Source organism: Kosakonia sp. AG348 (assembly GCF_003337365.1).
GTDB lineage: Bacteria > Pseudomonadota > Gammaproteobacteria > Enterobacterales > Enterobacteriaceae > Kosakonia.
The window spans coordinates 136,900-163,648 of sequence record NZ_QPJR01000008.1; the positions used below are offsets into that span (position 1 = coordinate 136,900).

Consider the following 26,749-nt stretch of genomic DNA (forward strand, 5'->3'; position numbering starts at 1 on the left):
TTGCGCTTTGCGTTAGCGCGCCACTTGCGGGTTAACGCAGTTTTTCTCAACCTTACCGTTCAGCGCGTCGATCAGGTTATCTACCGCGCACTCCGCCATGTTGTAGCGCGTTTCATGAGTTGCAGAACCGATGTGCGGCAGCGCCACGACATTGGGCAGCGACAGCAATGGCGAATCAACCGGCAGTGGCTCTTGCTCAAAGACATCCAGCCCGGCGGCGTGGATCTCGCCGTTTTTCAGCGCGTCGATCAGCGCCGCTTCATCAACTACCGGGCCGCGCCCGGCATTAATAAAGATGGCCGATTTTTTCATCATCTCGAACTGCTTCTTGCCAATCAGATGATGCGTCTCGTCCGTCAGCGGCAGCACCAGGCAGACGAAATCGGACTCTTTCAGCAGTGTGTCTAAATTGCAATAGCGGGCCTGGAAGCGCTCTTCCGCCTCGGTGTGGTGGCGACGCGCGTTGTAGAGGATCGGCATGCCGAAACCGAAGTGCGCGCGCTGTGCCAGCGCAAGCCCGATGCGCCCCATGCCAATAATACCCAGCGTTTTATGGTGCACATCAACACCAAACCAGTCTGGGCCAATGCCGGATGTCCATTCGCCCACTTTCACCCGCTCAGCCACTTCCACCACGCGGCGCGCGCTGCTCAGCACCAGCGCCATGATGGTATCGGCGACCGTTTCCGTCAGCACGGTCGGGGTGTGCATCAGCAGAATTTTGCGTGCGTTTAGCGCATCCACATCAAAGTTGTCATAGCCTACCGAGACAGTCGACGTGGCGCGTAGCTGCGGCATTTTCTCCAGCAGTTCGCTGTCCACTTTTTCGCTGGAACCCAGCAACCCTTGCGCGCTGGCGAAGGCTTCAGCGTGTTGCGCCACCGTTTCCGGTTTCAGGTTCGCCACGCGGGTCACGGTGAAATGCGTTTCCAGACGTTGCAGCAAATCATCGGGCAAGGCTTTGTACAGGATGATGGATGGCTTCATGCGGTTCTCCCTTGTGATGGTGCGCCTGCCGGAATCTGCTTATTGTTAGCAGGCTTAACAATTAAAGTAAGCCATACGGAGGCGAAAAGCGCCACCCCCATAAAAATGTACGATGCGGACGGGCTGCCGGTGGCGCCGTTGAGATAACCCACCACCCAGGAGCCGCAGAAGGAGCCCAGCGCGCCCATACTGTTGATGAGCGCCATCGCCCCACCGGCGACATTGCGCGGCAGCATTTCAGGAATAATGGCGAAGAAAGGTCCATAAGGGGCGTACATCGCCGCGCCAGCAACCACCAGCAGTGAATAAGAGACCCAGAAGTGGTTCGCGCCAACCGCCCATGAGCCGATAAAGGCAAACGCGCCAATCAGCAGCAGCGGCCAGACGAACAGTTTGCGGTTTTGCAGCTTGTCGGATGCCCACGAGGCGAGGATCATCGCCAGCGTCGCCGCCAGGTAAGGCACGGCGGAGAGCCAGCCGACTTCCACCATGCCCAGGTTTTCACCACCGCTGCGAATAATCGATGGCAGCCACAGGACAAAACCATAAACGCCAATACTCCAGGCGAAATATTGCAGGCACAGCAGTACCACATTGCGTGAGCGGAAGGCTTCGCTGTAGTTGCGCACCGCTTTAATGCCCTGTTGTTCTTTATCAAGCTGGGTTTGCAGCGCGGTTTTCTCACTGTTCGACAGCCAGTTCACCTGCGCGGGTTTATCTTTTACCAGCACCCACCAGCAGAACGCCCAAATCACCGCCGGAATACCTTCGATAATGAACATTTCGCGCCAGCCGAAGGACTGGATTAAATAACCGGACACCACCGACATCCACAACACGGTCACCGGATTACCGAGGATCAGGAACGTGTTCGCGCGTGAACGTTCAGATTTGGTAAACCAGTTGCTGATATAGATAAGCATCGCGGGCATCACGGCGGCTTCCACCACGCCGAGGATAAAGCGGATGGCGGCCAGCATCGGGATATTACTCACCATACCGGTTAACGATGCACACCCGCCCCACAGGATCAGGCAGATAAAGATCAGCTTGCGCACGCTGCGGCGTTCGGCGTACACCGCACCCGGGATCTGGAAAAAGAAGTAGCCAAGAAAGAACAGCGCGCCTAATAGCGAGGAGACGCCTTTGGTGATGCCTAAATCGTCGTTAATCCCGGCAGCGGAAGCAAAGCTAAAGTTGGCGCGATCGAGATAGGCCAGGCTGTAGGTAATGAACACGATCGGCATGATATACAGCCAGCGTTTTGTTGAATTTGTAGCGTTCATAAGGTTGCCTCTGTGGTTGAGGTGGTAACCGCCTGTTTGTAGGATACAGAGCGGTGAATCATGTTTTGGCGGCAGGGTGCGTTACAGCGCGCCCAGTTCCGCACGGGTTGGCAATCCTTCGCTGTCGCCCGGCACCTGGATAGCCAGCGCGCCAATGGCGTTACCGCGGCGTACCGCTTCGGGCAAGGTTTTGCCTTCCAGCAGGGCGCTTATTACACCCACGGCGAAGCCGTCCCCGGCACCGACCGTATCGACGACGTTCTCCACTTTTACTGGCGCAACGGCGCCCTGTTCTCCGCTGGCGGTTTTAAACCACGCGCCATCGGCACCGGTTTTGATCACCACCGCTTTGACGCCGCGTTGCAGATAGAAATCGGCAATCCCTTGCGGCGTGTTTTCGCCCGTCAGAATCATCCCCTCCTTCAACCCTGGCAGAACCCAGTCGGCCTGAAAGGCGAGGCGGTTGAGCTTTTCCACCATCTCCGCTTCGCTTTTCCACAGCACCGGTCGCAGATTAGGGTCAAATGAAATGGTTTTGCCCTGCGCTTTCATGCTTTGTGCAGCATGTTCCAGCAGTGCGTAGGAGGAGGCGGACAGCGCCGCCGCCACACCGCTGAGGTGTAAATGGCGGGCTTCGTTAAACAGCGCCGCGTGAAAATCGTCTGTCGAGAGGTGGCTGGCCGCCGAGCCTTTACGGAAATATTCCACGATGGGATCGGTTCCATTTTCGGCTTTAGATTTCAGTTGAAAGCCGGTGGCATAACGCCCGTCGAGCGTCACGCCAGCGGTACTGATATTTTCTTTACGCAGCGTATTGAGGATAAAGCGACCGAAGCTGTCATCGCCGACGCGGCTTACCCAACTGACCTGCAAATCCAGGCGCGCCAGCCCGGTGGCGACATTCAGCTCCGCGCCTGCCGCCCGCTTGATAAACTGCCCGGCATCGGCCAGATCGCCGGTTTCGCTGGCGACAAACATCGCCATCGCTTCGCCAATCGTGATGACATCCAGCGGTTTATGCATGATGGGACTCCTCGCGTAACAAATTAACGTAATGACGGGTAACGGCGGTCAGATCCTCGCCCTCAAGCGGGAATTCGATACCGCGCGGCGCATCGGCCGGTAAGTTATTCAGCAGCGCCAGCCAGCGGGCATCGGCAGTGTCCGGCGGTACGGCGCGGAAACTGTCGCCATGGGTCACAGCGGCTTTGACATGGATATAACTGACCGCAGGCGCAAGCTGGCGTGCGGCGTTTTCAGGTGTTTCACCAACCCACAGCCAGTTACCGGTATCGAAGGTTAAACTCACCGGCAGCGCCAACGTATGACAGGCGGCTTTAAAGCGCAGCATCGGCGCGAGCTTGCCGCAGGCGGTCTGGTCGTTTTCCACCACCAGCGGCACCGGGCTGGTCGCCAGCCAGTCGCGCAGCGTTTCGAGCGTAGCGTGATGGCGAAAGTGGCCGAGCGAGACTTTTAACCACTGGGCTTTCAGCGTCTGCGCTTCTGCCAGCAGGGCCGGTAAGCGCGGGTTCAGTGCGCCATCCGCTTCGAACAGCGCTTCCGGCGCGGAATAACAGACTTGCAGGTTGTGCAGGTCGATGGCGAAGGCCAGCGAGGCCAGATGGGTTAACGCCTCTTCGCTTAACAGCTCGCGGCGGATCTCAACGCCGTCGGCTCCGGCTTCGGCAATAATCGGCAGCAGGGCAATTTGCCCGCCCAGCGCCTCGATGTGCGTGTGGCCGTAAGCGGCGGTGACGACGATAATTTTTCTCTGCATTGTCCGACTCCCGGGCGACTTTCTCGCTTTCGTATGTCTTTAACGCTAGATGGAACCGGTTCCAAAGAAAAGTGCACTGTGCCGGAATTATGATCGTCATCACGAAGGTTATTTAACGCGCTGTAGAACCGCGTACGATCAGTTCGCCGGAAAAAACGTGCTCGCGAACCGTGTCGCTGTGGCCTTCAATGCGCCGCACGACTTGCTCGACGGCGGCAAAGCCAATTTGCCAGGTGGGTTGTTTAAGGGTGGTGATGCCAACGCCTGCCAGCTCGGCCCACTCCAGCTCATCAAAACCGAGCAGACCAATGTCGCTGCCCCAGTTCAGACCGATACGTTTTAGTGAACGCGCCACTTGCAGGGTGAGCGCGCCGTTGGCGGAGATAACGGCTTTGCGCATTCCCCGGTGGCTGGCATGGAACTGGCGCAGGGTATTATCGAGCTGCGCGGCTTCATGCAGCACAATTTCGGCGTTTTCCGCCACCATGCCGGGGTAACGGGCAAGCGTTGCGCGAAACGCGGCCAGCCGTTCGCGGCGGGTATTCACCGAGCCCAGCGGTTCACTCAGGAACAACAGCGCTTCGAAGCCCTGTTCAATCAGGTGCTCGGTGGCGGTGGTGGCCGCCTGGGTGTTGTCCAGCCCAACCACATCGCAGGCGAAATCGGGGATTTTGCGGTCAATCAACACCATCGGCAGCGAGGATTGTTGCAGCCGGTTTAGCCCCTCTTCACGCATCCCTACAGCGTTAACCACAATGCCCTCCACCTGGTAACTGCGCAGCAGGTCGAGGTAATGCAGCTCCTGATCGACTTCATTGTTGGTGTTACACATCAACGGTGTGAACCCTTTTTCGCGACAGGCGGCTTCAATGCCGCTCAGCACATGCACCGAATAGGGGTTGGTGATGTCAGCAATGATCAGACCAATCAGGCGGGTACGGCCGCGCTTTAACCCGCGCGCCATCAGGCTTGGGCGGTAGTCGAGATCGGCAACCGCCTGCTCAATACGTGCCAGCAGCGCGGCGGAAAGCAGATGTTTTTCACCATTCAGGTAGCGTGAAATACTGGTTTTTCCCGTTTTTGCCGCTTTCGCGACATCGCTGATTGTTGGCCGCGCCGTTTTCGCCATGGTTGCTTCCCTCACCGTGAATGGTTGCCCACACCTTAGCGCGAAATAGCGCGCAATCAAGCACTAAGCGAGGCTTATCACCCGCAGTGTGAGCGTAATGACGTTTAATTCTTTGCTATCGCGCTGCTGCTGTGGATGATAGAGCGCAAAACAAAATCGACACCACCTGCAACCTATCCAGGAGCACGCGTTGGCAAACTCTGCAATCAAAACTGTTCTCACGGCTGCCCACTGGGGGCCGATGCTGGTCGACACCGATGGCGAAAAGGTGCTCGCTTCGCGCGGCGCGCTGCCGACGCGTCACCCCAACTCACTGCAAACCGTTGTGCAGGATCAGGTCCACAGCCCAACGCGCGTGCGCTACCCGATGGTGCGTAAAGGATTTCTCGCTTCACCTTCCAGCCCGCAGGGTGTGCGCGGCCAGGATGAGTTTGTGCGCGTTAGCTGGGATGAAGCGCTGACGCTGATTCATCAGCAGCACCAGCGCATCCGTGAAACTTACGGTCCCTCGTCGATTTTCGCCGGTTCTTATGGCTGGCGCTCCAACGGCGTGCTGCACAAAGCGGCGACCTTGTTACAACGCTATATGAGTCTTGCTGGAGGGTATACCGGGCATCTGGGCGATTACTCTACTGGTGCGGCGCAGGCGATCATGCCGCATGTCGTCGGCGGCAACGAAGTGTATCAGCAGCAAACCAGTTGGCCGCTTATCCTCGAACACAGCGAAGTGGTGGTGTTGTGGAGCGCTAACCCGCTTAACACGCTGAAAATAGCCTGGAACGCTACCGACGAGCAGGGCATTCCCTATTTCGATGCGCTGCGCAAAAGCGGTAAGCGGGTGATCTGTATCGATCCGATGCGTTCGGAAACCGTTGATTTCTTTGGCGATAGCATGGAATGGATTGCGCCACACATGGGAACCGATGTCGCGCTGATGCTCGGTATTGCGCATACGCTGGTGGAAAATGACTGGCAGGATGCGGATTTCCTCTCCCGCTACACTGTCGGTTATGACACGTTCGCGGCCTACCTGACCGGCGAGCGTGACGGCGTGGCAAAAACCGCCGAGTGGGCCGCAGAGATTTGTGGCGTTACTGCCGACAAAATTCGCGAACTGGCGGCACTTTTCCACGAAAACATCACCATGCTGATGTCCGGCTGGGGAATGCAGCGCCAGCAGTTCGGCGAGCAAAAACACTGGATGCTGGTGACGCTGGCGGCGATGCTGGGGCAAATCGGTACGCCCGGTGGCGGTTTTGGTCTATCTTACCATTTTGCCAATGGCGGCAACCCAACGCGCCGCGCGGCGGTACTGGCCTCAATGCAGGGCACGGTGAAAGATGGCATTGACGCGGTGGATAAAATCCCCGTTGCGCGCATTGTCGAAGCGCTGGAAAACCCCGGCGCGCCGTATCAGCACAACGGTATGGATCGCCACTTCCCGGATATTCGCTTTGTCTGGTGGGCGGGCGGTGCGAACTTTACCCATCACCAGGATACCAACCGGCTGATTCGCGCCTGGCAAAAACCGGAGCTGGTGGTAATTTCTGAATGCTTCTGGACGGCGGCGGCGAAACACGCGGATATCGTGTTGCCGGCGACCACCTCGTTTGAACGTAACGATCTGACGATGACCGGTGATTACAGCAACCAGCATCTGGTGCCGATGAAGCAGGTCGTCGCGCCGCAATATGAAGCACGCGATGACTGGGAGGTGTTTGCCGAGCTGAGTGAACGCTGGGAAGCGGGCGGCCGCGAGCGTTTTACCGAAGGCAAAAACGACCTGCAATGGCTGGAGACGTTTTACAACATTGCTGCCGAGCGCGGTGCCAGCCAGCAGGTGACGCTGCCGCCGTTCGCCGAGTTCTGGCAGGCGAACCAGCTTATTGAAATGCCGGAGAGCGAGCAGAATGCGCGCTTTGTTCGCTTTGCTGATTTCCGCCGCGATCCGCAAGCCAATCCGTTAAAAACGCCGAGCGGAAAAATCGAGATTTTCTCCGAGCGGATTAACAGCTTCGGTTATGCCGATTGCCCGCCGCATCCAATGTGGCTGGAGCCGGATGAATGGCACGGCAACGCACAACCGCAGCAATTACAGGTGCTTTCCGCGCATCCGGCGCATCGCCTGCACAGCCAGCTTAACTATTCCCGCTTGCGGGAAACGTATGCTGTTGCTGGTCGCGAACCTGTTACGCTGCATCCTGCGGATGCGAAAGCGCGCGGGATTGTTGCGGGGGATGTGGTACGCGTGTGGAACCAACGTGGGCAGGTACTGGCGGGCGCGGTGGTAACCGATGGGATTAAACCTGGCGTGATCTGCATTCACGAAGGCGCGTGGCCGGATCTTGACCCTGCGGCGGGCGGCATCTGTAAAAACGGCGCGGTGAATGTGCTCACCAAAGATCTGCCCAGCTCACGGCTGGGCAATGGCTGCGCCGGGAATACGGCGCTGGCGTGGGTAGAGAAATATCAGGGGCCGGCGCTTACGCTGACGGCGTTTGATCCGCCTGCCAGTTCATGATCCACGTCGGGTGGCGGGTTTCCTCCTGCCAGGCGCTATCTTCGATACGAAAGCCCTGCGCATGATAGAAATTCACTGCCCGCTCGTTTTTCTGATACACCTCGAGGCTTAGCCAGTTAAAGCGCTGTTTGGCGTGATCCATCAGCGCTTTGCCAATGCCACGGCCAATCGCGGCGGGGCGCACAAACAGCGCCCCGATAAACTGCGCGTCCATCACACTGATAAAGCCTTGCAGCTCGCCGTTCTCTTCCCAGACCCAGGTTTTTGCCACCGGCAAATAGGCATCGCGCACCAGCGCTTCGCTGTCCTGCCAGTAGCGCACATCAATAAACGGATGGGCAAAGCTTGTGCTCTCCATCCACAGCGCGAGCAACGGCGACAGATCCTTGCTACGCCACGCGCGGATCATGCTTTCCTCCGGGATGACAGAAACAGCCGGTAATATGGTCGTTGACCAGCCCGCACGCCTGCATAAATGAGTAACAAATGGTGGTGCCGACAAATTTGAAGCCGCGTTTTTTCAGCGCTTTTGATAACGCATCTGACGCCGGAGTGGAGGTGGGGATTTCCGCCAGCGTGGCGGCTTGGGTGAGTTGCGGGGTGTTATCAACAAAACCCCAGACAAATTCCGAAAATGGCTCGCCGTTTTGCGCCATCGCCAGATAGGCGCGGGCGTTGCCGATGATTGCTTCAATCTTGCCGCGATGACGAATAATGCCGGCGTCTTGCAGCAACATTTCTACCTCTTCGGCGGTCATTGCGGCGACGCGTTCAGGCTCAAATTGATGGAAAGCTTTGCGGTAGTTTTCCCTTTTTTTCAAAACGGTAATCCACGATAACCCCGCTTGTTGCCCCTCGAGGCAGATCATCTCGAACAGCTTTTTACCGTCCTTTTGCGCCACACCCCACTCGGTATCATGGTAGGCGAGATAAAGCGGATCCTGAGTAACCCAACCACAACGCTGCATATCCTTACTCCGTCTGTGATATGTAAAATAAACCTCTGCCTGTCTTGACGCACACCCCAGAAAGACAATATTTATTAAAGGGTCTTGACCCTAACAAACAACGATAACAATTACGCCGAATTCGGCTCTTCTCTGGAGTCGCAACTTGATGAAAATAAACCGCAGTGGCCTTTCGCTGGTGCTGCTGCCTGCTTGTCTGCTTTTTTGCCAGACGGCAGCGGCCTGGCAACAAGAATACAGTGGCAGCGACAAACTGAATGTGACCGCCGAACGCTACACCTGGGATAGCGATCGGCAGCCGCGTTATAACGACATTCTTGAAGAGCGCATCCGCTCGACGCAAAACTTGCCCGGCGTGGCGTTTAATCTGCCCGATGAAACCCCGCTGGATTCCATCAGCACCATGAGCATTGGCCTGAATATTCCGCTGGCGAGCAGCGTGACCACCGGCCCGGTTGCGGTGTGGCATTACGATGGCTCAATGACCTCAATGTATAACGAATTTGGCGACAGCGCGACCACCATGCAGTACAGCGATCCGCTGTGGCACGCCAGCGTAAGCTCGCTCGGCTGGCGCGTGGATAGCCGCTTGGGCGATCTTCGCCCGTGGGCGCAAATCAGTTTCAACCAGCAATTTGGCGAAAATGTCTGGAAGAGCCAGTCTGGTCTTTACCGCTTAACCGCCGCCAACCAATACGGCAACTGGATGGATGTCACACTCGGCGCGGACATGCTGCTGAATCCACATCTGGCGGCTTACGCAGCAATGTCGCAGTCGGAAAATGCCACCTTTGGGCAAAATTATCTCTACAGTATGGGCGTAAGCGCGCGGTTCTGATCGCTATTTAAAACAAACTTTTTACACTTAAGAAACAATCACCGCGCGTTTTATCGCGATAGTATGTACTAACTCACATTCAGGTTTCGGCGCGTGAAGTGATGCCCGTGCCATTCATTCCCGCTTACGTGCATTTCATTCCTTCTGACGCGCATTTCATGCCTTTTTTAGCCAGGCGTGAAATGCGCTTCGTTATTGTTGTCGGCAGTGAATTCCTTCTCTTTTTTTGCAGGACAACTGCCATGAATACTCCATCTGCTCATCACACTCGCTGGCTGACACTGGTCGGCACCATTATTACGCAGTTTGCCTTAGGGTCCGTTTATACCTGGAGTCTGTTTAATAGCTCGCTTTCGGAAAAACTGGGCGAGCCGGTAAGCCAGGTGGCTTTCTCGTTTGGTCTGCTGAGCCTTGGCCTGGCGCTCTCTTCTTCTGTCGCCGGGAAATTACAGGAACGTTTTGGCGTAAAACGCGTCACTATCGCTTCCGGCCTGCTGCTGGGGTTAGGTTTCTTCCTTACCGCGCACTCCAGCAACCTGCTGATGCTGTGGCTGAGCGCCGGTGTGTTGGTCGGTGTGGCGGATGGCGCAGGTTACTTGCTGACGCTTTCCAACTGCGTGAAGTGGTTCCCGGAGCGCAAAGGGCTGATCTCCGCCTTCTCCATCGGTTCTTACGGCCTTGGCAGCCTGGGTTTTAAATTTATCGACAGCCAGCTGTTAGCCAGCGTCGGCCTGGAAAGCACATTTATGATCTGGGGCGCGATTGTACTGGTGATGATCGTTTTTGGCGCGATGCTGATGACTGATGCGCCGCTGCAAAAAGTCACCACTGCAAACGGCGTAGTAGAAAACGACTTCACGCTGGCGCAATCCATGCGTAAACCGCAGTACTGGATGCTGGCGGTGATGTTCCTGACCTCCTGCATGAGCGGCCTGTATGTGATTGGTGTGGCGAAAGATATCGCGCAGGGCATGGTGCATTTAGATTCGCTGACAGCGGCAAGTGCGGTGACCGTTATTGCCATCGCTAACCTTAGTGGACGTCTGGTGCTGGGCGTGCTGTCTGACAAAATTTCCCGCATCCGTGTGATTACGCTGGGCCAGGTGATTTCTCTGGTCGGTATGGCGGCGTTGCTGTTCGCACCGCTGAACGCCATGACCTTTTTCGCTGCTATCGCCTGCGTAGCGTTTAACTTTGGCGGTAATCTCACCGTGTTCCCGTCGTTGGTGAGCGAGTTCTTCGGCCTGAACAATCTGGCGAAAAACTACGGTGTGATTTATCTGGGCTTCGGTATCGGCAGTATCTGCGGGTCGATTATTGCTTCGCTGTTTGGCGGCTTCTATGTCACCTTCTGCGTCATCTTCGCCCTGCTGATTGTTTCTCTGGCACTATCTACCACTATTCGCCAGCCGCAACGCCGCGTTTACAAAGAAGCGCACGCCTGAAGGTAAAACAGTGCAGAAACCGCCGCAATGTCGGCGGTTTTTCTGTATCTGCCGCACACTCCCGCCAGAGCGACTATCCTTATTGGTCAGGTTCTACCTACTAAAGGAGTCTCAAATGTCTTTAGAAAAAGTGGTTTATCGTGCGAAAGCGAAAGCAACCGGGGGCCGCGATGGTCGTGCAACCTCCTCTGATGGCGTGCTGGATGTGAAGCTGGGCGTGCCGAAAGAGATGGGCGGCGCGGGTGGTGAAGTGACCAACCCGGAGCAGCTTTTTGCCGCAGGTTACTCCGCCTGTTTCCTGGGGGCGCTGAAACATGTTGCGTCGGTAGAGAAAAAGAAAGTGCCGCAGGAAGCCTACATTGAAGGACAGGTAGGCATTGGCCCATTGCCGACCGGTTTTGGTATTGAAGCGCAGCTGGATATTCACCTGCCGGGCATGGATCACCAGGAAGCGGAAGCGCTGGTACAGAAAGCACACATCGTTTGTCCGTATTCGAATGCGACCCGCGGCAATATTGATGTGAAGCTGAACGTGATCACCTCCTGATAGCCCATTTCTGTTACGGTTTTCTGACCCCGGCCATATTTTTTTGTAAAGATATGGCCGGTTAGCACGTCCTCATGACACTTTTCCGCGCCGCTATGGTCTACTTAGCGCGCTTTTGAAGTTTCCAGGAAAACTTCCTTCGCGTTTTATCACCCTGCGGACGTTAGCGAATAACGCTCGCCAGGTGCTTTTTTCTTTCTTCAGAGTTGCTTGCATGACTTATATCAAAGCGATGACGCAGCAGAAGCTCAGCTTCCTGCTGGCGATATATATCGGTCTGTTTATGAATTGCGCTGTGTTCTACCGTCGCTTTGATGGTTATGCACAAGCGTTCACCGTTTTGAAAGGGATCTCGGCGGTTGTTGAACTCATTGGTACGGTGCTGGTCACCTTCTTTCTGCTACGCCTTTTGTCGCTGCTGGGTCGCCGGGTCTGGCGTGTACTGGCGTCGCTGGTGGTTATTTTCTCCGCTGCCGCCAGCTATTACATGACGTTTCTTAACGTGGTGATCGGTTACGGCATTATCGCCTCGGTGATGACCACGGATATTGATCTCTCCAAAGAGGTGGTGGGCTGGCAGCTCATCGCATGGGTGGTGCTGGTCAGCGCACTGCCGTTGCTTTCCATCTGGAGTAACCGCTGTCGCGACACGTTGCTGCGCCAGTTGAGCACACCGGGCGCGCGCATTCGCAGCGTGAGCATCGTGCTGCTGGCTGGTTTAATGGTCTGGGGACCGATTCGTCTGCTCGACTTGCAGCAGAAAAACGCGGAGCGGACGTCCGGTGTCGATATGCCAAGCTACGGCGGCGTGGTGGCAAACTCTTATCTGCCATCGAACTGGCTTTCAGCACTGGGCTTGTATGCCTGGGCCCAGGTAGATGAATCTTCCGACTACAAATCGCTGATCAACCCGGCGAAAAAATTTACTTATGTCGCGCCGAAAGATATCGACGACACCATGGTGGTGTTTATCATCGGCGAGACCACGCGCTGGGATCATATGGGGATGCTGGGCTACTCCCGCGATACCACGCCGAAACTGGCGCAGGAGAAAAACCTGGTGGCGTTCCGTGGTTACTCCTGTGATACCGCGACCAAACTCTCACTGCGCTGTATGTTTGTGCGTGAGGGCGGGGCGGATGATAACCCGCAGCGCACGCTGAAAGAGCAAAACGTCTTTGCGGTACTGAAACAGCTCGGTTTTTCCAGCGATTTATACGCTATGCAGAGCGAGATGTGGTTCTACAGCAACACCATGGCCGACAACATTGCGTACCGCGAGCAGATTGGCGCCGAGCCGCGCAACCGTGGCAAAAACGTCGATGATATGCTGCTGATTAATGAACTGCAGGCCTCGCTGGATAAAGGTACTCGCGGTAAACGATTGATTATTATGCATACCAAAGGCTCGCACTTTAACTATACGCAGCGCTATCCGCGCAATTTTGCGAATTGGACGCCAGAGTGTGTGAGCGTGGATGATAAGTGCAGTAAGGAAGAGCTGATTAACTCCTTCGATAACTCGGTGACATATGTTGATCACTTTATTGATACGGTGATTGATAAGGTGCGCGATCGCAAAGCGATTGTGTTCTATGCCGCCGATCATGGTGAGTCAATCAATGAGAAAGAGCATCTGCACGGCACACCGCGCAAAATGGCACCGCCGGAGCAATTCCGCGTGCCGATGATGGTCTGGATGTCGGACAAATATTTGCAGGATCCGCAGAAGGCGCAGATGTTCGCGCAGCTCAAGCAGCAGGCGGCATTTAAAACGCCGCGCCGCCATGTTGAGCTGTACGACACCATTATGGGATGCCTGGGTTATACCTCGCCGAACGGCGGGATTAATGAGAACAACAACTGGTGCCATTTGCCGTCGCAGACGGCGAAATAAGCCGCTTGCTGGCTTTATCACCAGTCAGTTAGCTTTTTTACACGAAGGGATTGACGGGGCATGTCGGCGGCAGTAAGATGCGCCCCGCATTCGGTGATTGGCGCAGCCTGGTAGCGCACTTCGTTCGGGACGAAGGGGTCGGAGGTTCGAATCCTCTATCACCGACCAAATTCAGAAAAACCCAACCGCAAGGTTGGGTTTTTTGCTTTCTGCGTCTGAAAGAGGATGAGAGCCTCCGGGGGCAGAGGTTCGACCCGAGCGAAGCGAGAGAACGTTGCTTCAGCAATGGCCCGTAGGGTGAGCCACGCAGTGGCGAGTCATCCTCTATCACCGACCAAATTCAGAAAAACCCAACCACAAGGTTGGGTTTTTTGCTTTCTGCACCTGAAAGAGGATGAGAGCCTGCGGGGGCAGAGGTTCGACCTGGGCGTAGCGAGAGAACGTTGCTTCAGCAATGGCCCGCAGGGTGAGCCACGCAGTGGCGAGTCATCCTCTATCACCGACCAAATTCAGAAAAACCCAACCGCAAGGTTGGGTTTTTTGCTTTCTGCGCCTGAAAGAGGATGAGAGCCTCCGGGGGCAGAGGTTCGACCCGGGCGTAGCGAGAGAACGTTGCTTCAGCAATGGCCCGCAGGATGAGCCACGCAGTGGCGAGTCATCAGAGATGATGTGTCTGCCTAACGCCTGATGAACGAAACTCCTCCTCCTGTGCCAACGTGTGGTTTCGCCACGGCGATGTATAAGCCTGCTTAACGCAGTAATACCTGGCAGAATGCAAAGCGGCAAATTTGCCGAAATCTCCCTTATCCCCATTTCCCGCTGCCAGTTCACTATTTTGTGCGATATTCCATTGTATTTTTTTATATATGTTTGAATCTTTTTTCGCGTTGCTTATGGATAGAGGCAGCATTTTCACCTGTGCGTTTTAACGTTCGCGGCATTAATCGCTCAGATATTCAGCATTTCGCAAGAATTTTTTCATTATCTGCATGAATGTTAATCACTGATTACGGAGAATTAATAAGCGCATTATTCTGGCATCTTGCCGCTAGCACAAATTTCCCTGCTGAAAACAGGTGCCTGAAGTTTTTTTTAACTTTGTTTACCGATTCTCACCGTCGTTGTAAATCCCGGTTACCTGTATTGACGTTTTGACATTCTGTTGACAGATTGTAGGGCGTGAGGGGCATTTCAAGGAGAATCTGCACTGCAACTCAGTCAACCTTGTGAAAGGAATCCCCATCTCTCATAACGCCTTCGGGCACAACCGACCAGACCGGGTAAAAATCTAATAAAGGGCTGTCGGATATACCCACTGCATGGGTAACAACACATATCACATTGGAGCAGAATCAATGAGTATTTCCTTGAAGAAGTCAGGGATGCTGAAGCTCGGTCTTAGCCTGGTGGCAATGACCGTCGCGGCTAGCGTGCAGGCTAAAACCCTGGTTTATTGTTCTGAAGGCTCGCCTGAAGGCTTTAACCCACAGCTTTTCACCTCTGGTACCACTTACGATGCCAGCTCCGTGCCAATCTATAACCGCCTGGTAGAATTCAAAACTGGCACCACGGAAGTGATTCCGGGTCTGGCTGAGAAGTGGGATATCAGCGCCGATGGCAAAACCTACACTTTCCACCTGCGTAAAGGCGTGAAGTGGCAGGACAACAAAGATTTCAAACCGACGCGTGAATTCAACGCCGATGATGTCGTCTTCTCCTTCGATCGTCAGAAAAACGATCAGAACCCGTACCACAAAGTTTCTGGCGGCAGCTACGAATACTTTGAAGGCATGGGTCTGCCGGACCTGATTAGCGAAGTGAAGAAAGTTGACGACAACACCGTTCAGTTCGTGCTGACTCGCCCGGAATCACCGTTCCTGGCTGATCTGGCGATGGACTTCGCGTCCATTCTGTCCAAAGAGTATGCAGACAACATGCTGAAAGCGGGCACCCCGGAGAAAGTTGACCTGGATCCGATCGGTACTGGTCCGTTCCAGCTGCTGCAATACCAAAAAGACTCCCGCATTCTGTACAAAGCGTTTGAAGGTTTCTGGGGCACCAAGCCGAAAATCGATCGCCTGGTCTTCTCCATTACGCCTGACGCGTCAGTACGTTATGCCAAACTGCAGAAAAACGAGTGCCAGGTTATGCCGTACCCGAACCCGGCTGACATCGCGCGTATGAAGCAGGACAAAAACATTAACCTGATGGAACAGGCTGGCCTGAACGTCGGTTACATGTCCTTCAACACCGAGAAGAAACCGTTTGATGACGTGAAAGTGCGTCAGGCGCTGACTTACGCGGTGAACAAAGAAGCGATCATCAAAGCGGTTTACCAGGGCGCGGGCGTTGCGGCGAAAAACCTGATCCCGCCGACCATGTGGGGCTATAACGACGACGTTAAAGATTACACCTACGATCCTGAGAAGGCGAAACAGCTGCTGAAAGAAGCCGGCCAGGATAAAGGCTTTACCGTTGAGCTGTGGGCAATGCCGGTACAGCGTCCGTACAACCCGAACGCTCGCCGTATGGCCGAGATGATTCAGGCTGACTGGGCGAAAGTGGGCGTACAAGCCAAAATCGTTACCTATGAGTGGGGTGAATACCTGAAGCGCGCGAAAGCGGGCGAACACCAGGCGGTAATGATGGGCTGGACCGGCGACAACGGGGATCCGGATAACTTCTTCGCGACCCTGTTCAGCTGCGCAGCGGCTAAAGACGGTTCCAACTACTCTCGCTGGTGCTACAAGCCGTTTGAAGATCTGATTCAACCGGCGCGCGCCACCGACGACCACAACAAGCGTGTTGAACTGTACAAACAGGCTCAGGTTGTGATGCATGACCAGGCTCCGGCGCTGATCGTCGCTCACTCCACCGTTTACGAGCCAGTGCGTAAAGAAGTCAAAGGCTATGTGGTTGATCCGTTAGGTAAACACCACTTCGAAAACGTGTCTGTTGAATAATAAGCACGGTGCCTTTTCCCTCTCCCCTCTGGGGAGGGGGAATTTACATTTGTGAGCAATACAGACGCGCCGTCGCCAGGCGTAGCGTCACTACTGAGAATCCGGGTTATGTTGCAGTTCATTCTCCGACGTTTGGGGCTGGTTATCCCAACGTTTATCGGTATCACCCTTCTCACCTTTGCCTTTGTCCATATGATCCCCGGCGACCCGGTAATGATCATGGCGGGTGAGCGTGGTATCTCTCCTGAGCGTCACGCCCAGTTGCTGGCCGAGCTTGGTCTCGATAAGCCGCTGTGGGAGCAATACGTCAACTATGTGTGGGGCGTGCTGCATGGTGACTTAGGTATTTCGCTGAAAAGCCGTCTTCCGGTGTGGGACGAGTTCGTACCGCGTTTTAAAGCGACGCTGGAACTCGGCATCTGCGCCATGATTTTCGCGGTGGCCGTAGGCATTCCGGTGGGCGTAATGGCCGCTGTGAAGCGCGGCTCCATCTTCGATCACACCGCCGTGAGCCTCGCGCTGACCGGTTACTCCATGCCTATCTTCTGGTGGGGCATGATGCTGATTATGCTGGTTTCGGTACAACTGAACCTGACCCCGGTTTCCGGGCGCGTCAGCGATATGGTGTTCCTCGACGACAGCAATCCATTGACCGGCTTTATGCTGATTGATACCGCCATCTGGGGCGAGGACGGAAACTTCATCGATGCCGTTGCGCACATGATTCTGCCCGCCATCGTGCTCGGTACTATTCCGCTGGCGGTGATAGTGCGTATGACGCGCTCGTCGATGCTGGAAGTGCTCGGCGAAGACTATATCCGCACCGCGCGCGCGAAGGGGCTGACCCGTATGCGCGTGATCATCGTTCATGCTCTGCGCAACGCCATGCTGCCGGTGGTGACGGTGATCGGCTTGCAGGTCGGCACACTGCTGGCGGGCGCAATCCTGACGGAAACCATCTTCTCCTGGCCGGGTCTGGGGCGCTGGTTGATAGATGCACTGCAACGCCGTGACTATCCGGTGGTGCAGGGCGGGGTACTGCTGGTCGCGACGATGATTATCCTCGTCAACCTGCTGGTCGACCTGCTTTACGGCGTGGTGAACCCGCGTATTCGGCATAAGAAGTAAGGGGCCATCATGTCACAAGTCACTGAAAATAAAGTTGTCTCCGCACCGGTGCCGATGACCCCGCTGCAGGAGTTCTGGCACTATTTCAAACGCAACAAAGGCGCGGTCGTCGGGCTGGTTTATGTGGTGATCATGCTGATCATCGCCGTGTTCGCTAACGTCCTCGCCCCGCACAACCCGGCGGATCAGTTCCGCGATGCGCTGCTTGCGCCGCCGGTCTGGCAGGATGGCGGCACCTGGTCGCACATCCTCGGTACCGATGACGTTGGCCGCGATACGCTGTCGCGCCTGATGTTCGGCGCACGTTTGTCGCTGCTGGTTGGCTGTTTAGTGGTGGTTTTGTCGCTGATCGCCGGGATCATCCTCGGTCTGGTCGCCGGTTATTTCGGCGGCGTTATCGACAACATCATTATGCGTATCGTCGATATCATGCTGGCGCTGCCGAGCCTGCTGCTGGCGCTGGTGCTGGTGGCTATTTTTGGCCCGTCGATAGTTAACGCCTCGCTGGCGCTCACCTTCGTGGCCCTGCCGCACTATGTGCGTCTGACGCGCGCAGCGGTGCTGGTGGAAGTGAATCGCGATTACGTCACCGCTTCCCGCGTGGCCGGTGCAGGCGCGATGCGCCAGATGTTCGTCAATATTTTCCCTAACTGCCTTGCGCCGCTGATTGTTCAGGCGTCGCTTGGTTTTTCCAACGCCATTCTCGATATGGCCGCCCTTGGCTTCCTTGGCATGGGTGCGCAGCCGCCAACGCCGGAGTGGGGCACCATGCTCTCCGACGTGTTGCAGTTCGCACAAAGTGCCTGGTGGGTCGTGACCTTCCCGGGTCTTGCGATCCTGCTGACGGTGCTGGCATTTAACCTGATGGGTGACGGCCTGCGTGATGCGCTCGACCCCAAACTGAAGCAGTAAGAGGCTCGAGATGGCGTTATTAAATGTAGATAAGTTATCGGTGCATTTCGGCGACGTTGGCTCCGAATTCCGCGCCGTAGACCGCGTAAGCTATAGCGTAAGCCAGGGCGAAGTGGTCGGCATCGTGGGCGAGTCCGGCTCCGGTAAATCGGTCAGTTCGCTGGCGATTATGGGGCTGATTGATTTCCCGGGCCGCGTGATGGCGGAAAAACTGGAGTTTAACGGCCAGGATCTGAAACGCATTTCGGAAAAAGAGCGCCGCAGCCTGGTGGGCTCCGAAGTGGCGATGATTTTCCAGGATCCGATGACCAGCCTGAACCCGTGCTACACGGTCGGTTTCCAGATTATGGAAGCCATTAAGGTGCATCAGGGCGGGAATAAGAAAACCCGCCGGCAGCGGGCGATTGACCTGCTCAACCAGGTGGGCATCCCCGATCCGGCTTCGCGTCTGGACGTTTACCCGCACCAGCTTTCCGGCGGTATGAGCCAGCGCGTGATGATTGCGATGGCGATTGCCTGCCAGCCGAAGCTGCTGATTGCCGACGAACCGACAACCGCGCTGGACGTGACCATCCAGGCGCAGATCATCGAGCTTTTGCTGGAATTGCAGCAAAAAGAAAACATGGCGCTGATTCTGATCACGCACGATCTGGCGCTAGTGGCGGAAGCGGCGCACAAAATCATTGTGATGTATGCAGGCCAGGTGGTGGAAACCGGCGAAGCGAAGGATATCTTCCGCGCGCCGCGTCATCCCTACACGCAGGCGCTGCTGCGCGCGTTGCCGGAGTTTGCGCAGGATAAAGCGCGTCTGGCCTCGTTGCCGGGCGTGGTGCCGGGCAAATATGACCGCCCGACAGGCTGCCTGCTGAACCCGCGCTGCCCGTACGCCACGGACAAATGCCGCGAGCAGGAGCCGGAACTGAACACCGTCGATGGCGGCCGTCAGTCCAAATGTCACTACCCACTCGATGACGCCGGGAGGCCGACACTATGAGTACGCACGAGGCCACCTCGCAACAGCCGCTGTTGCAGGCTATCGACCTGAAAAAACACTACCCGGTGAAGAAGGGGCTGTTTGCCCCGGAACGCCTGGTAAAAGCGCTGGACGGCGTGTCGTTCACCCTTGAGCGCGGCAAAACGCTGGCGGTGGTGGGCGAATCCGGTTGTGGCAAATCCACGCTGGGTCGCCTGCTGACGATGATTGAAACCCCGACCGGCGGTGAACTTTACTACCAGGGGCAGGATTTGCTGAAGCATGATCCGCATGCGCAAAAGCTGCGTCGGCAGAAAATCCAGATTGTCTTTCAGAACCCGTACGGTTCGCTGAACCCGCGTAAAAAAGTCGGGCAGATCCTCGAAGAGCCGCTGCTTATCAACACGTCGCTCAGTAAAGAGGCGCGTCGGGAAAAAGCGCTGGCGATGATGGCGAAAGTCGGCCTGAAAACCGAACATTACGACCGTTACCCGCATATGTTCTCCGGTGGTCAGCGCCAGCGTATCGCTATCGCCCGTGGTCTGATGTTGGATCCGGATGTGGTGATCGCCGATGAACCGGTTTCCGCGCTGGATGTTTCCGTACGTGCGCAGGTACTGAACCTGATGATGGATCTGCAGCAGGATTTGGGGCTCTCTTACGTCTTTATTTCGCACGACTTATCGGTGGTTGAGCACATTGCCGATGAAGTGATGGTGATGTATCTCGGCCGCTGCGTGGAGAAAGGCACCAAAGAGCAGATTTTCTCGAACCCGCGACATCCGTACACCCAGGCGCTGCTTTCCGCAACACCGCGCCTGAACCCGGACGAGCGCCGCGAACGTATCAAACTGACCGGCGAGCTGCCAAGCCCGCTTAATCCGCCGCCGGGCTGCGCGTTTAACGCCCGTTGCAGCCGTCGTTTCGGCCCTTGCACGCAGTTGCAACCGCAGTTGAAAGACTACCGCGGGCAACTGGTGGCTTGCTTCGCCGTCGACCAGGATGAAAACGGCGAAAAACCGCACGTCTAATCCCCACGTTATGCCTGGTGGCCCGGCGTTTACCGGATCTACGCAGTGTTGTAGGTCCGGTGATGGTGGTGCCATCAGGCATTATCGTTGCTGGCCTTTCCTTATAAACATTCCTGTTGTATTTAGAAATTTCCAAAAATAGCCGGCAATGTCGTGGTGAAATAATTTCAACGGGAATAATGAGTTGGGGAAATACTCCGTTTTAATACCACTCTAAATATTTCCAGATATTTCATATAGTAATATAAAATTAACAATAATTTAAAGGGTGATAGTGTATTTATCTTTTTAAGCATTTAAAAAAGATATTATAACTAAGTGATTTATCTTAAGTATGAATGTTGCCGGGTGATTTTTGTTTAATCGCGTCATTTACACTTTAATAGATTTCGCGTGAAAAAAAGATGGCGCATCTATAGCCAATGTTTATATATTTGCTGAAATTAAACAGCGTTTTAGCCCTACTAAACTTTGGCACGTAAAAACCAGGCTGAAAACCATCGCTGAAGTAAGACTTCGTACCCGCGTAAAACCGCACCGCCACAATTAAAACCCATCACTTGATGCTATCAGGACACCAATCCTGACGGTGATGGACGCAATTTTATTTTGTAAATCATGAGAATAACTATGGGTCATTACGATGATTTGCAGAGGTTTAAGGATAAGACTCGCAATCAGCAGCACGATTTTAAAGATCTCTCTGCACAGAACCTCGCACAAGACCAGAGCAGTTGGGCAATCATTAATCAACTTTCTCCCGCCACGGATGAATCCATGCTGGCGATGGGCGGTCATGTGTCACTGCCTGTCCCGCAATCCGTCGATCCTGAGGTGTTTGCCGCGCAAGAACGTGCTGCGACAGTGGATGAGGTTGTGCCTGCACCTGCGCCAACAACCTCTCTGCTAAAAGACGTCGCCAGCCAGCTCGATGCAGCGGCTCCGGCGTTCAACGCCGCCGCCTACGCGCCTGCGCCTGCAAGCGTAGCACCGGTTATGCAGCTGCCATCGCCTGCGAATCCTTCTTCGGCTCCCGTCAGCTATGCCCGGCTTTTCGCGGCGAAAGCGGCGGAGGAGAAGCCCCGCGCGGAAAAAAATCAGCCCTTACACTCGTTGTTAGAAAGGATCGCTTCATGCCGTTGATTTGTGTGTGTTCGCCGAAAGGCGGTGTCGGAAAAACGACCCTGACGGCAAATCTGGCCTACGCCCTTGCCCGCGCAGGCAGCAAAGTGCTGGCGCTTGATTTTGACGTACAAAACGCGCTGCGTTTGCATTTCGGCGTACCGCTGTCGGACGGGCGTGGGTATGTGGCGCGCGCGGCGGATTCCTCCGACTGGAGCCAGTTTGTGCTCACTGCGGGCGGCAATATTTTCGTGCTGCCGTATGGTGATGTCACGGAAGCGCAGCGCGTCGCCTTTGATGAGCGTTTAACCAATGACGAGCATTTTCTGACGCGCGGCCTGAATACGCTGCTCAACTATCCGGGCTTGATTATCGTTGCCGACTTTCCTCCGGGGCCGTCTGCGGCGCTGAAAGCGATGTCGCGACTTGCGGATGTGCATTTGGTCACGCTGCTGGCCGATACCGCCTCGCTCTCACTGCTGCCGTATATCGAAAATAACCGTCTTACCGGCGATGTGCTGAACCGCAAAGCGGGTCACTACTTTGTGGTGAACCAGAGCGACAACCGTCGGCAAATCAGCCGCGATGTTACTGCGTTCATGGAACAACGCCTGGGCAATCAACTGCTTGGCGTGTTGCATCGCGATGAAAGCGTCGCTGAAGCCAATGCTTCTCAGCAGTCGGTATTTGATTTCAGCCCGGCGTCCGCCGCGGCGTTCGATATCGAACTGATTGCTAAACGGGTCGCCGGAATTTTGGGCGTCAAAATCGGTGACGGCACGGTACACAACTCACCACGCATGTCAGGCTTCTAACGCTTCGGGCAACGTATGAAAAAGTTTCTCTCTATTTTGCTGGTTCTGGCAGTGCTGCCTGTTGCCCTGTTGGTGGTGATCACGCCCATGGACAGCCAAAAGCAGTACATTTTTGGCCTGATCAGCATCGGTATTCTCTGTTTAATGGGCTTGAGCAAAAAGCGCAGCATTTCGGTGATCATGGTGGTGATGTCGGTGCTGCTCTCAACGCGCTATATCTATTTTCGCCTGACACAAACCCTGCACTTTAATTCCGAAATTGAAACCATCCTCGGTATGGGGCTGTTTCTCGCGGAACTCTATGTCTGGGTAATGCTGCTGCTCAGCTACCTGCAAACGGTCTGGCCGCTGAAACGCGAACTCGTACAGTTGCCGGATGATATGGAGCTGTGGCCGACGGTCGACGTCTATATCCCGACCTATAACGAACCGCTGGATGTGGTACGCGATACGGTGCTGGCTGCGCAGTGTATGGATTACCCGCGCGATAAAATGAAAATCTATCTGCTCGACGATGGTAAACGCAGTGAATTCGCCGTGTTTGCCGCCGACGCTGGTGTCGGCTACATCACCCGCAACGATAACGCGCACGCCAAAGCCGGTAACCTCAACCATGCGATGAAGCTCACCAACGGCGAGCTGATCTGCGTTTTTGACTGCGACCACGTAGCGACGCGCATCTTCCTGCAGGCCACGGTCGGCGGTTTCCTGAAAGACCCGAAACTGGCGCTGGTGCAGACGCCGCACTACTTCTATTCGCCCGATCCGTTCGAGCGTAACCTCTCCGTCGGGCGCAATATTCCTAACGAAGGGGCGCTGTTTTACGGCCCGATTCAGCGCGGCAACGACAACTGGAACGCCACCTTCTTCTGCGGTTCGTGCGCGGTGATCCGCCGTAGCGCGCTGGAAGAGATTGGCGGTTTTGCCGTGGAAACGGTCACCGAAGATGCGCATACCGCCCTGAAAATGCAGCGTCTCGGCTGGGGTTCGGCGTTTATTGATATTCCGCTGGCCGCAGGCCTGGCGACCGAGCGTCTGGTGCTGCATGTGATCCAGCGAACCCGCTGGGCGCGCGGTATGACGCAGATTTTCCGTCTCGATAACCCGCTGTTTGGCCGTGGGCTGACCATCCAGCAGCGCCTGTGCTATCTGAGCGCGATGCTCTATTACCAGTTTGCATTGCCGCGCATTGCCTTTGTCACCGCGCCGCTGGCATACCTGCTGTTTAACCTGAATATTATTCACTCTTCGGCCAGTCTGGTATTTGCCTACGCGCTGCCACACCTGTTCCTGGCGGTGTACGTTAACTCACGGCTGAATGGCCGCTTCCGTTACAGCTTCTGGGGCGAGATTTATGACCTGGTAATGGCGTTTCACATTGCGCTGCCGACCGTGGTAACCATGCTGTTTCCCAAACGCGGCAAGTTTAACGTCACCGACAAAGGTGGGCTGCTGGATGTCGGCTATTTCGACTTCAGCGTGGTGCGCCCGCATTTGATCATTGCCTTGCTGCTGGCAGCGGGTGTGGTCGCCGGGATTGTCCGCGCCTGCGCGCATGACTACTTTGGTGTGGATCCGCGCGTTATTGTGCTGAACGTTGGCTGGGGCTTGTATTGCCTGATCTTCCTGCTGGCGGCGATTGCCGTTGCGCGCGAAACCCGCCAGACCCGCAAAACCATCCGTATTGATGTCGATATCCCGGTGCTTATCCACTACGCCAGCGGGATCACGTCGCGCAGCCAGACGGCGGATTTGTCGATGGGCGGCTGCCGTATCGTGGCCCCGGACGATCGCCATCTGAATGATGAAATCGAAGCGATTGAACTGCTGCTGCAATCCGGTGCGATCACGATTCCGGTGCAGACCGTCGCCAGCGACGAGCAGCATATCCGTCTGATGTTCGACGATATACCGCTGTCGCGCCGCCGTGAACTGGTGCGCGTGGTGCTCTCCCGCGCCGATGCGTGGATCCACCCGCCAAAGCCGCAGGACAACCCGTTCCGCTCCCTGTTGACCATTGTGCGTTGCGTCTTTGACCTCTTCTGGCTGACGTGGAAATCACGCCGCGAAAACCGCCGTTTACGCGCGCAGCATGCGGCAAAAGTTGCGCAGGAGGAGAGCGTATGAAACGGCTAACCGCACTTGCGGCGCTGCTTGGCGCGCTGTTTATCGCGCCGTTACACAGTGAAGAAACGACGGTTGAATCGCTGCTGCCGCTGGATCTGCCGCCGCCAACGATAGCGCAATCCACGCCGACATTTGTGCCTTCGGTGATGAGTAGTGTCAGCATCGCGCAGATGGGCCAGCCGCAAGGGATCACCCTCAGCGGCGGGCAATTCCAGGGCGGCGTTGATTTTACCCTGCCGGTCGACCAGGTAATGACCAGCGCCCGGCTGGCGCTCAACCTGCGCATCTCCCCGGCGCTGGCGGCACGTAACGCCACCATGCAGTTGATGCTCAACGGCCAACCGCTTGGTACTGTGCCGCTGACGGCGACCGACAGCGATCTGGCCCGTTACCAGCTTGATATTCCCGCTGCGCTGATGGTCTCCAGTAACAGCCTCAGCTTTAAGATTAACGATGGCGACGCCATGCAGTGTCAGCGCGACCTGAGTGACAAATACCGTGTCACTATCCTGCCGGATTCGCGTTTTGAACTGGAAGGGCAGCAACTGGATATCGGCGCGGATCTGAGCCATTTTCCGCGCCCCTTCTTTGACAGCATGCAGATGTCACCGGCGGCGATTGCGGTAGCATTCGCGTCAAAGCTGAGCCCGGATACCATTAGCGCCGGGGCGCTGATCGCCTCGTGGCTGGGGATTCAGGCCGATTATCGCGGCGTTTCGTTCGCGGCCTACCATGACCGTCTGCCGGAAAAAAACGGCATTCTGATTGGCCACCCCGGTGAGCAAATTGGTGGTTTAACGCTGCCGCAAACCAGCCAGCCGCTGTTGAAAATTATCGATAACCCGGCGAATCCGGTTTACAAACTGCTGCTGGTGGTGGGGAAAGATGAAAGCGAATTACGCGCGGCGGCATGGCGCTTAACGCGCGGCAACTTTGCGCAGCAAACCCCGGCGGTGGATGTCGATGCCCAGACGATCCCGTTGAGCAAACCGTACGATGCGCCGCGCTGGATCCCAACCGATCGTCCGGTGAAGTTATCGGAGCTGATCCGTAAAGATCAAAGCCTGACTGCCACCGGGATCTGGCACCCGCCGTTGCAGGTGGCGTTCCGCGCCGCACCCGATCTGTTCTTGTGGGACGGTGAAACCATCCCGCTGCATATCGGTTACCGATTCCCGACGGAAAACTGGATTGACGAACAACGTTCGTGGCTGAGCATGACCCTGAACGACACGTTCCTGCACAACCTGCCGGTCAATAAGCAGGGGGCGCTGGAGACGCTGTGGCACAAACTCGGTGGCGATGCGCGTCAGGAGCAGTTTGATATGCCGCTGGAGCCGTACATGATTTACGGCGACAACCAGCTTTCGCTCTATTTCAACATCGTGCCGAAAAAGGACGCGCCGTGCAGCACTTTGCTGAATAACAACATTAAAAGTCGCATTGATGACGATTCGTGGATCGATCTCAGCCACACCCGCCACTTTGCGCTGTTGCCGAATCTCTCCTATTTCGTCGGGGCTTCTTTCCCGTTTACCCGCCTGGCGGATTACTCAGAAACGGTACTGATGCTGCCGGTTAACCCCAGCGAAACGCAGATCGCCACGCTGTTTGATATGGCGGCACGCTCAGGCAATGCCACCGGAACCGCGCTCGGTCACAACCGCGTGGTGTTTGGTGTGCCAACCGGCGGCAGTTTTCTGGAACTGCTGCGGGATCGCGATGTGCTGGCGGTAAGCGGTATGGATCAGCATGACTTTAACCGTGCGCTGCTGGCGAATTCGCCGTTTGTCACCCACGACAGCACCCTGGGCGTGCGTGAGCCTTCCAGCTGGCAGAAAGTGCAGCGCTGGATAGCGGGCGACTGGGCGGCTGAAGGGCTGGAAGCCGATCGCTACTTCTCTTCCAATGAAGCGTGGCGCGGCTTTATCAGTTTTCGCTCGCCATGGAACGATGCCCGACTGGTGGTGCTGGCGCTTGGCAGCAACGACGAGCAGTTATCGCATCTGCATGACGATCTGGCGTCGGCAAAAATTAACGCCGGTATTCGCGGTGACGCCGCCATCATCACCAATGAAAATGGCGTGCGCAGCTTCCGCGTCGGCGAACAGTTCCCCAGCGGCGAAATGCCGCCCCATCTGAAAATTGTCTGGTACGCCAACCAGCACTCAGCGCTGCTGGCGATCCTGAGCCTGCTGGTCGGGTCGCTGGTGGGGGGAATGGTGTATCGCATGCTTAAAAAACGCGAGCGTAAACGTCTGGATGCGGGGAACAGCAAGTGAA

Annotated in this window: 21 protein-coding genes, 1 tRNA gene and 3 other RNA genes; 18 read left to right on the forward strand and 7 right to left on the reverse strand. The window is 55.9% G+C overall.

What is annotated here, in order from left to right; translation table 11 throughout:
• Nucleotides 1-12 precede the first annotated feature (12 nt).
• The 5 genes from ghrB to DFO56_RS18705 all read right to left on the reverse strand — a co-directional run bounded on the left by ghrB (nt 13) and on the right by DFO56_RS18705 (nt 5,179).
• Nucleotides 13-987, reverse strand: coding sequence for a glyoxylate/hydroxypyruvate reductase GhrB (gene ghrB / locus DFO56_RS18685; protein WP_045507579.1), 975 nt, complete (start codon nt 985-987; stop codon nt 13-15).
• The gene (locus DFO56_RS18690; protein ID WP_020455695.1) at nt 984-2,273 is read right to left on the reverse strand and encodes an MFS transporter; all 1,290 of its coding nucleotides are present in this window, start codon (nt 2,271-2,273) and stop codon (nt 984-986) included. Before DFO56_RS18690 ends, ghrB begins: the two co-directional genes overlap by 4 nt.
• Before the next feature lie 81 nt (nt 2,274-2,354).
• Complete coding sequence (locus DFO56_RS18695; RefSeq protein ID WP_045507581.1) at nt 2,355-3,296, reverse strand: sugar kinase; 942 nt, start codon at nt 3,294-3,296, stop codon at nt 2,355-2,357.
• Nucleotides 3,289-4,050, reverse strand: coding sequence for a sugar phosphate isomerase/epimerase (locus DFO56_RS18700; RefSeq protein WP_045507583.1), 762 nt, complete (start codon nt 4,048-4,050; stop codon nt 3,289-3,291). The genes DFO56_RS18695 and DFO56_RS18700 overlap by 8 nt, the downstream gene beginning before the upstream one ends.
• A gap of 112 nt (nt 4,051-4,162) precedes the next feature.
• Nucleotides 4,163-5,179: a LacI family DNA-binding transcriptional regulator gene (locus DFO56_RS18705; protein ID WP_045507585.1), complete on the reverse strand. Its 1,017-nt coding sequence runs from the start codon at nt 5,177-5,179 to the stop codon at nt 4,163-4,165.
• A gap of 190 nt (nt 5,180-5,369) precedes the next feature.
• Here DFO56_RS18705 and DFO56_RS18710 point away from each other — a divergent pair, with 190 nt between their 5' ends.
• Complete coding sequence (locus DFO56_RS18710; RefSeq protein WP_072051615.1) at nt 5,370-7,700, forward strand: molybdopterin guanine dinucleotide-containing S/N-oxide reductase; 2,331 nt, start codon at nt 5,370-5,372, stop codon at nt 7,698-7,700.
• Here the strand turns inward: DFO56_RS18710 and DFO56_RS18715 are convergent.
• Both DFO56_RS18715 and tag read right to left on the reverse strand, forming a co-directional pair.
• Nucleotides 7,663-8,109, reverse strand: coding sequence for an N-acetyltransferase (locus tag DFO56_RS18715; RefSeq protein WP_020455690.1), 447 nt, complete (start codon nt 8,107-8,109; stop codon nt 7,663-7,665). The two genes, DFO56_RS18710 and DFO56_RS18715, sit on opposite strands and share 38 nt — an antisense overlap.
• Nucleotides 8,090-8,668 carry a DNA-3-methyladenine glycosylase I gene (gene tag / locus DFO56_RS18720; RefSeq protein WP_045507587.1) on the reverse strand — a complete coding sequence of 193 codons (579 nt, stop codon included), beginning with the start codon at nt 8,666-8,668 and terminating at the stop codon, nt 8,090-8,092. Before tag ends, DFO56_RS18715 begins: the two co-directional genes overlap by 20 nt.
• Nucleotides 8,669-8,816: 148 nt before the next feature.
• Between tag and DFO56_RS18725 the strand changes: the two genes are divergently transcribed.
• From DFO56_RS18725 to bcsB, 17 genes are all read left to right on the forward strand, one after another.
• On the forward strand, nt 8,817-9,506 hold the full coding sequence (locus tag DFO56_RS18725; RefSeq protein ID WP_045507589.1) for a hypothetical protein: 690 nt from the start codon (nt 8,817-8,819) through the stop codon (nt 9,504-9,506).
• A 242-nt stretch (nt 9,507-9,748) separates the two neighbouring features.
• Nucleotides 9,749-10,951, forward strand: a complete 1,203-nt coding sequence (locus DFO56_RS18730) for an MFS transporter (protein WP_020455687.1) — start codon at nt 9,749-9,751, stop codon at nt 10,949-10,951.
• Nucleotides 10,952-11,066: 115 nt separating this feature from the next.
• On the forward strand, nt 11,067-11,498 hold the full coding sequence (locus tag DFO56_RS18735; RefSeq protein WP_017458241.1) for an organic hydroperoxide resistance protein: 432 nt from the start codon (nt 11,067-11,069) through the stop codon (nt 11,496-11,498).
• A gap of 214 nt (nt 11,499-11,712) precedes the next feature.
• Entirely contained in the window at nt 11,713-13,395 is a 1,683-nt protein-coding gene (eptB, locus tag DFO56_RS18740; protein WP_045507591.1) for a kdo(2)-lipid A phosphoethanolamine 7''-transferase, read from the forward strand.
• Nucleotides 13,396-13,486: 91 nt separating this feature from the next.
• A tRNA-Pro gene (locus tag DFO56_RS18745) sits at nt 13,487-13,563 on the forward strand.
• Nucleotides 13,564-13,599: 36 nt separating this feature from the next.
• A non-coding RNA gene (locus DFO56_RS18750) (RtT sRNA) lies at nt 13,600-13,732 on the forward strand.
• A 36-nt stretch (nt 13,733-13,768) separates the two neighbouring features.
• Nucleotides 13,769-13,901, forward strand: a non-coding RNA gene (locus tag DFO56_RS18755) — RtT sRNA.
• 56 nt (nt 13,902-13,957) lie between these two features.
• Nucleotides 13,958-14,055, forward strand: a non-coding RNA gene (locus DFO56_RS18760) — RtT sRNA.
• A 695-nt stretch (nt 14,056-14,750) separates the two neighbouring features.
• A complete protein-coding gene (gene dppA / locus DFO56_RS18765; RefSeq protein WP_044489521.1) occupies nt 14,751-16,358 on the forward strand; it encodes a dipeptide ABC transporter periplasmic-binding protein DppA in 1,608 nt (535 codons plus the stop codon).
• 108 nt (nt 16,359-16,466) lie between these two features.
• A complete protein-coding gene (gene dppB / locus DFO56_RS18770) occupies nt 16,467-17,486 on the forward strand; it encodes a dipeptide ABC transporter permease DppB (RefSeq protein WP_045507596.1) in 1,020 nt (339 codons plus the stop codon).
• A 9-nt stretch (nt 17,487-17,495) separates the two neighbouring features.
• Nucleotides 17,496-18,398 carry a dipeptide ABC transporter permease DppC gene (dppC, locus tag DFO56_RS18775; RefSeq protein WP_020455682.1) on the forward strand — a complete coding sequence of 301 codons (903 nt, stop codon included), beginning with the start codon at nt 17,496-17,498 and terminating at the stop codon, nt 18,396-18,398.
• Nucleotides 18,399-18,408: 10 nt separating this feature from the next.
• Entirely contained in the window at nt 18,409-19,392 is a 984-nt protein-coding gene (gene dppD, locus DFO56_RS18780; protein WP_020455681.1) for a dipeptide ABC transporter ATP-binding protein, read from the forward strand.
• Nucleotides 19,389-20,402, forward strand: coding sequence for a dipeptide ABC transporter ATP-binding subunit DppF (gene dppF / locus DFO56_RS18785; RefSeq protein ID WP_020455680.1), 1,014 nt, complete (start codon nt 19,389-19,391; stop codon nt 20,400-20,402). Before dppD ends, dppF begins: the two co-directional genes overlap by 4 nt.
• A gap of 630 nt (nt 20,403-21,032) precedes the next feature.
• Complete coding sequence (bcsO, locus tag DFO56_RS18790) at nt 21,033-21,545, forward strand: cellulose biosynthesis protein BcsO (RefSeq protein ID WP_045507599.1); 513 nt, start codon at nt 21,033-21,035, stop codon at nt 21,543-21,545.
• On the forward strand, nt 21,536-22,339 hold the full coding sequence (bcsQ, locus tag DFO56_RS18795; protein ID WP_020455678.1) for a cellulose biosynthesis protein BcsQ: 804 nt from the start codon (nt 21,536-21,538) through the stop codon (nt 22,337-22,339). The genes bcsO and bcsQ overlap by 10 nt, the downstream gene beginning before the upstream one ends.
• Nucleotides 22,340-22,354: 15 nt before the next feature.
• Complete coding sequence (gene bcsA, locus DFO56_RS18800; protein WP_020455677.1) at nt 22,355-24,466, forward strand: UDP-forming cellulose synthase catalytic subunit; 2,112 nt, start codon at nt 22,355-22,357, stop codon at nt 24,464-24,466.
• A complete protein-coding gene (gene bcsB / locus DFO56_RS18805; RefSeq protein WP_045507602.1) occupies nt 24,463-26,748 on the forward strand; it encodes a cellulose biosynthesis cyclic di-GMP-binding regulatory protein BcsB in 2,286 nt (761 codons plus the stop codon). The genes bcsA and bcsB overlap by 4 nt, the downstream gene beginning before the upstream one ends.
• Nucleotide 26,749: the final 1 nt, after the last annotated feature.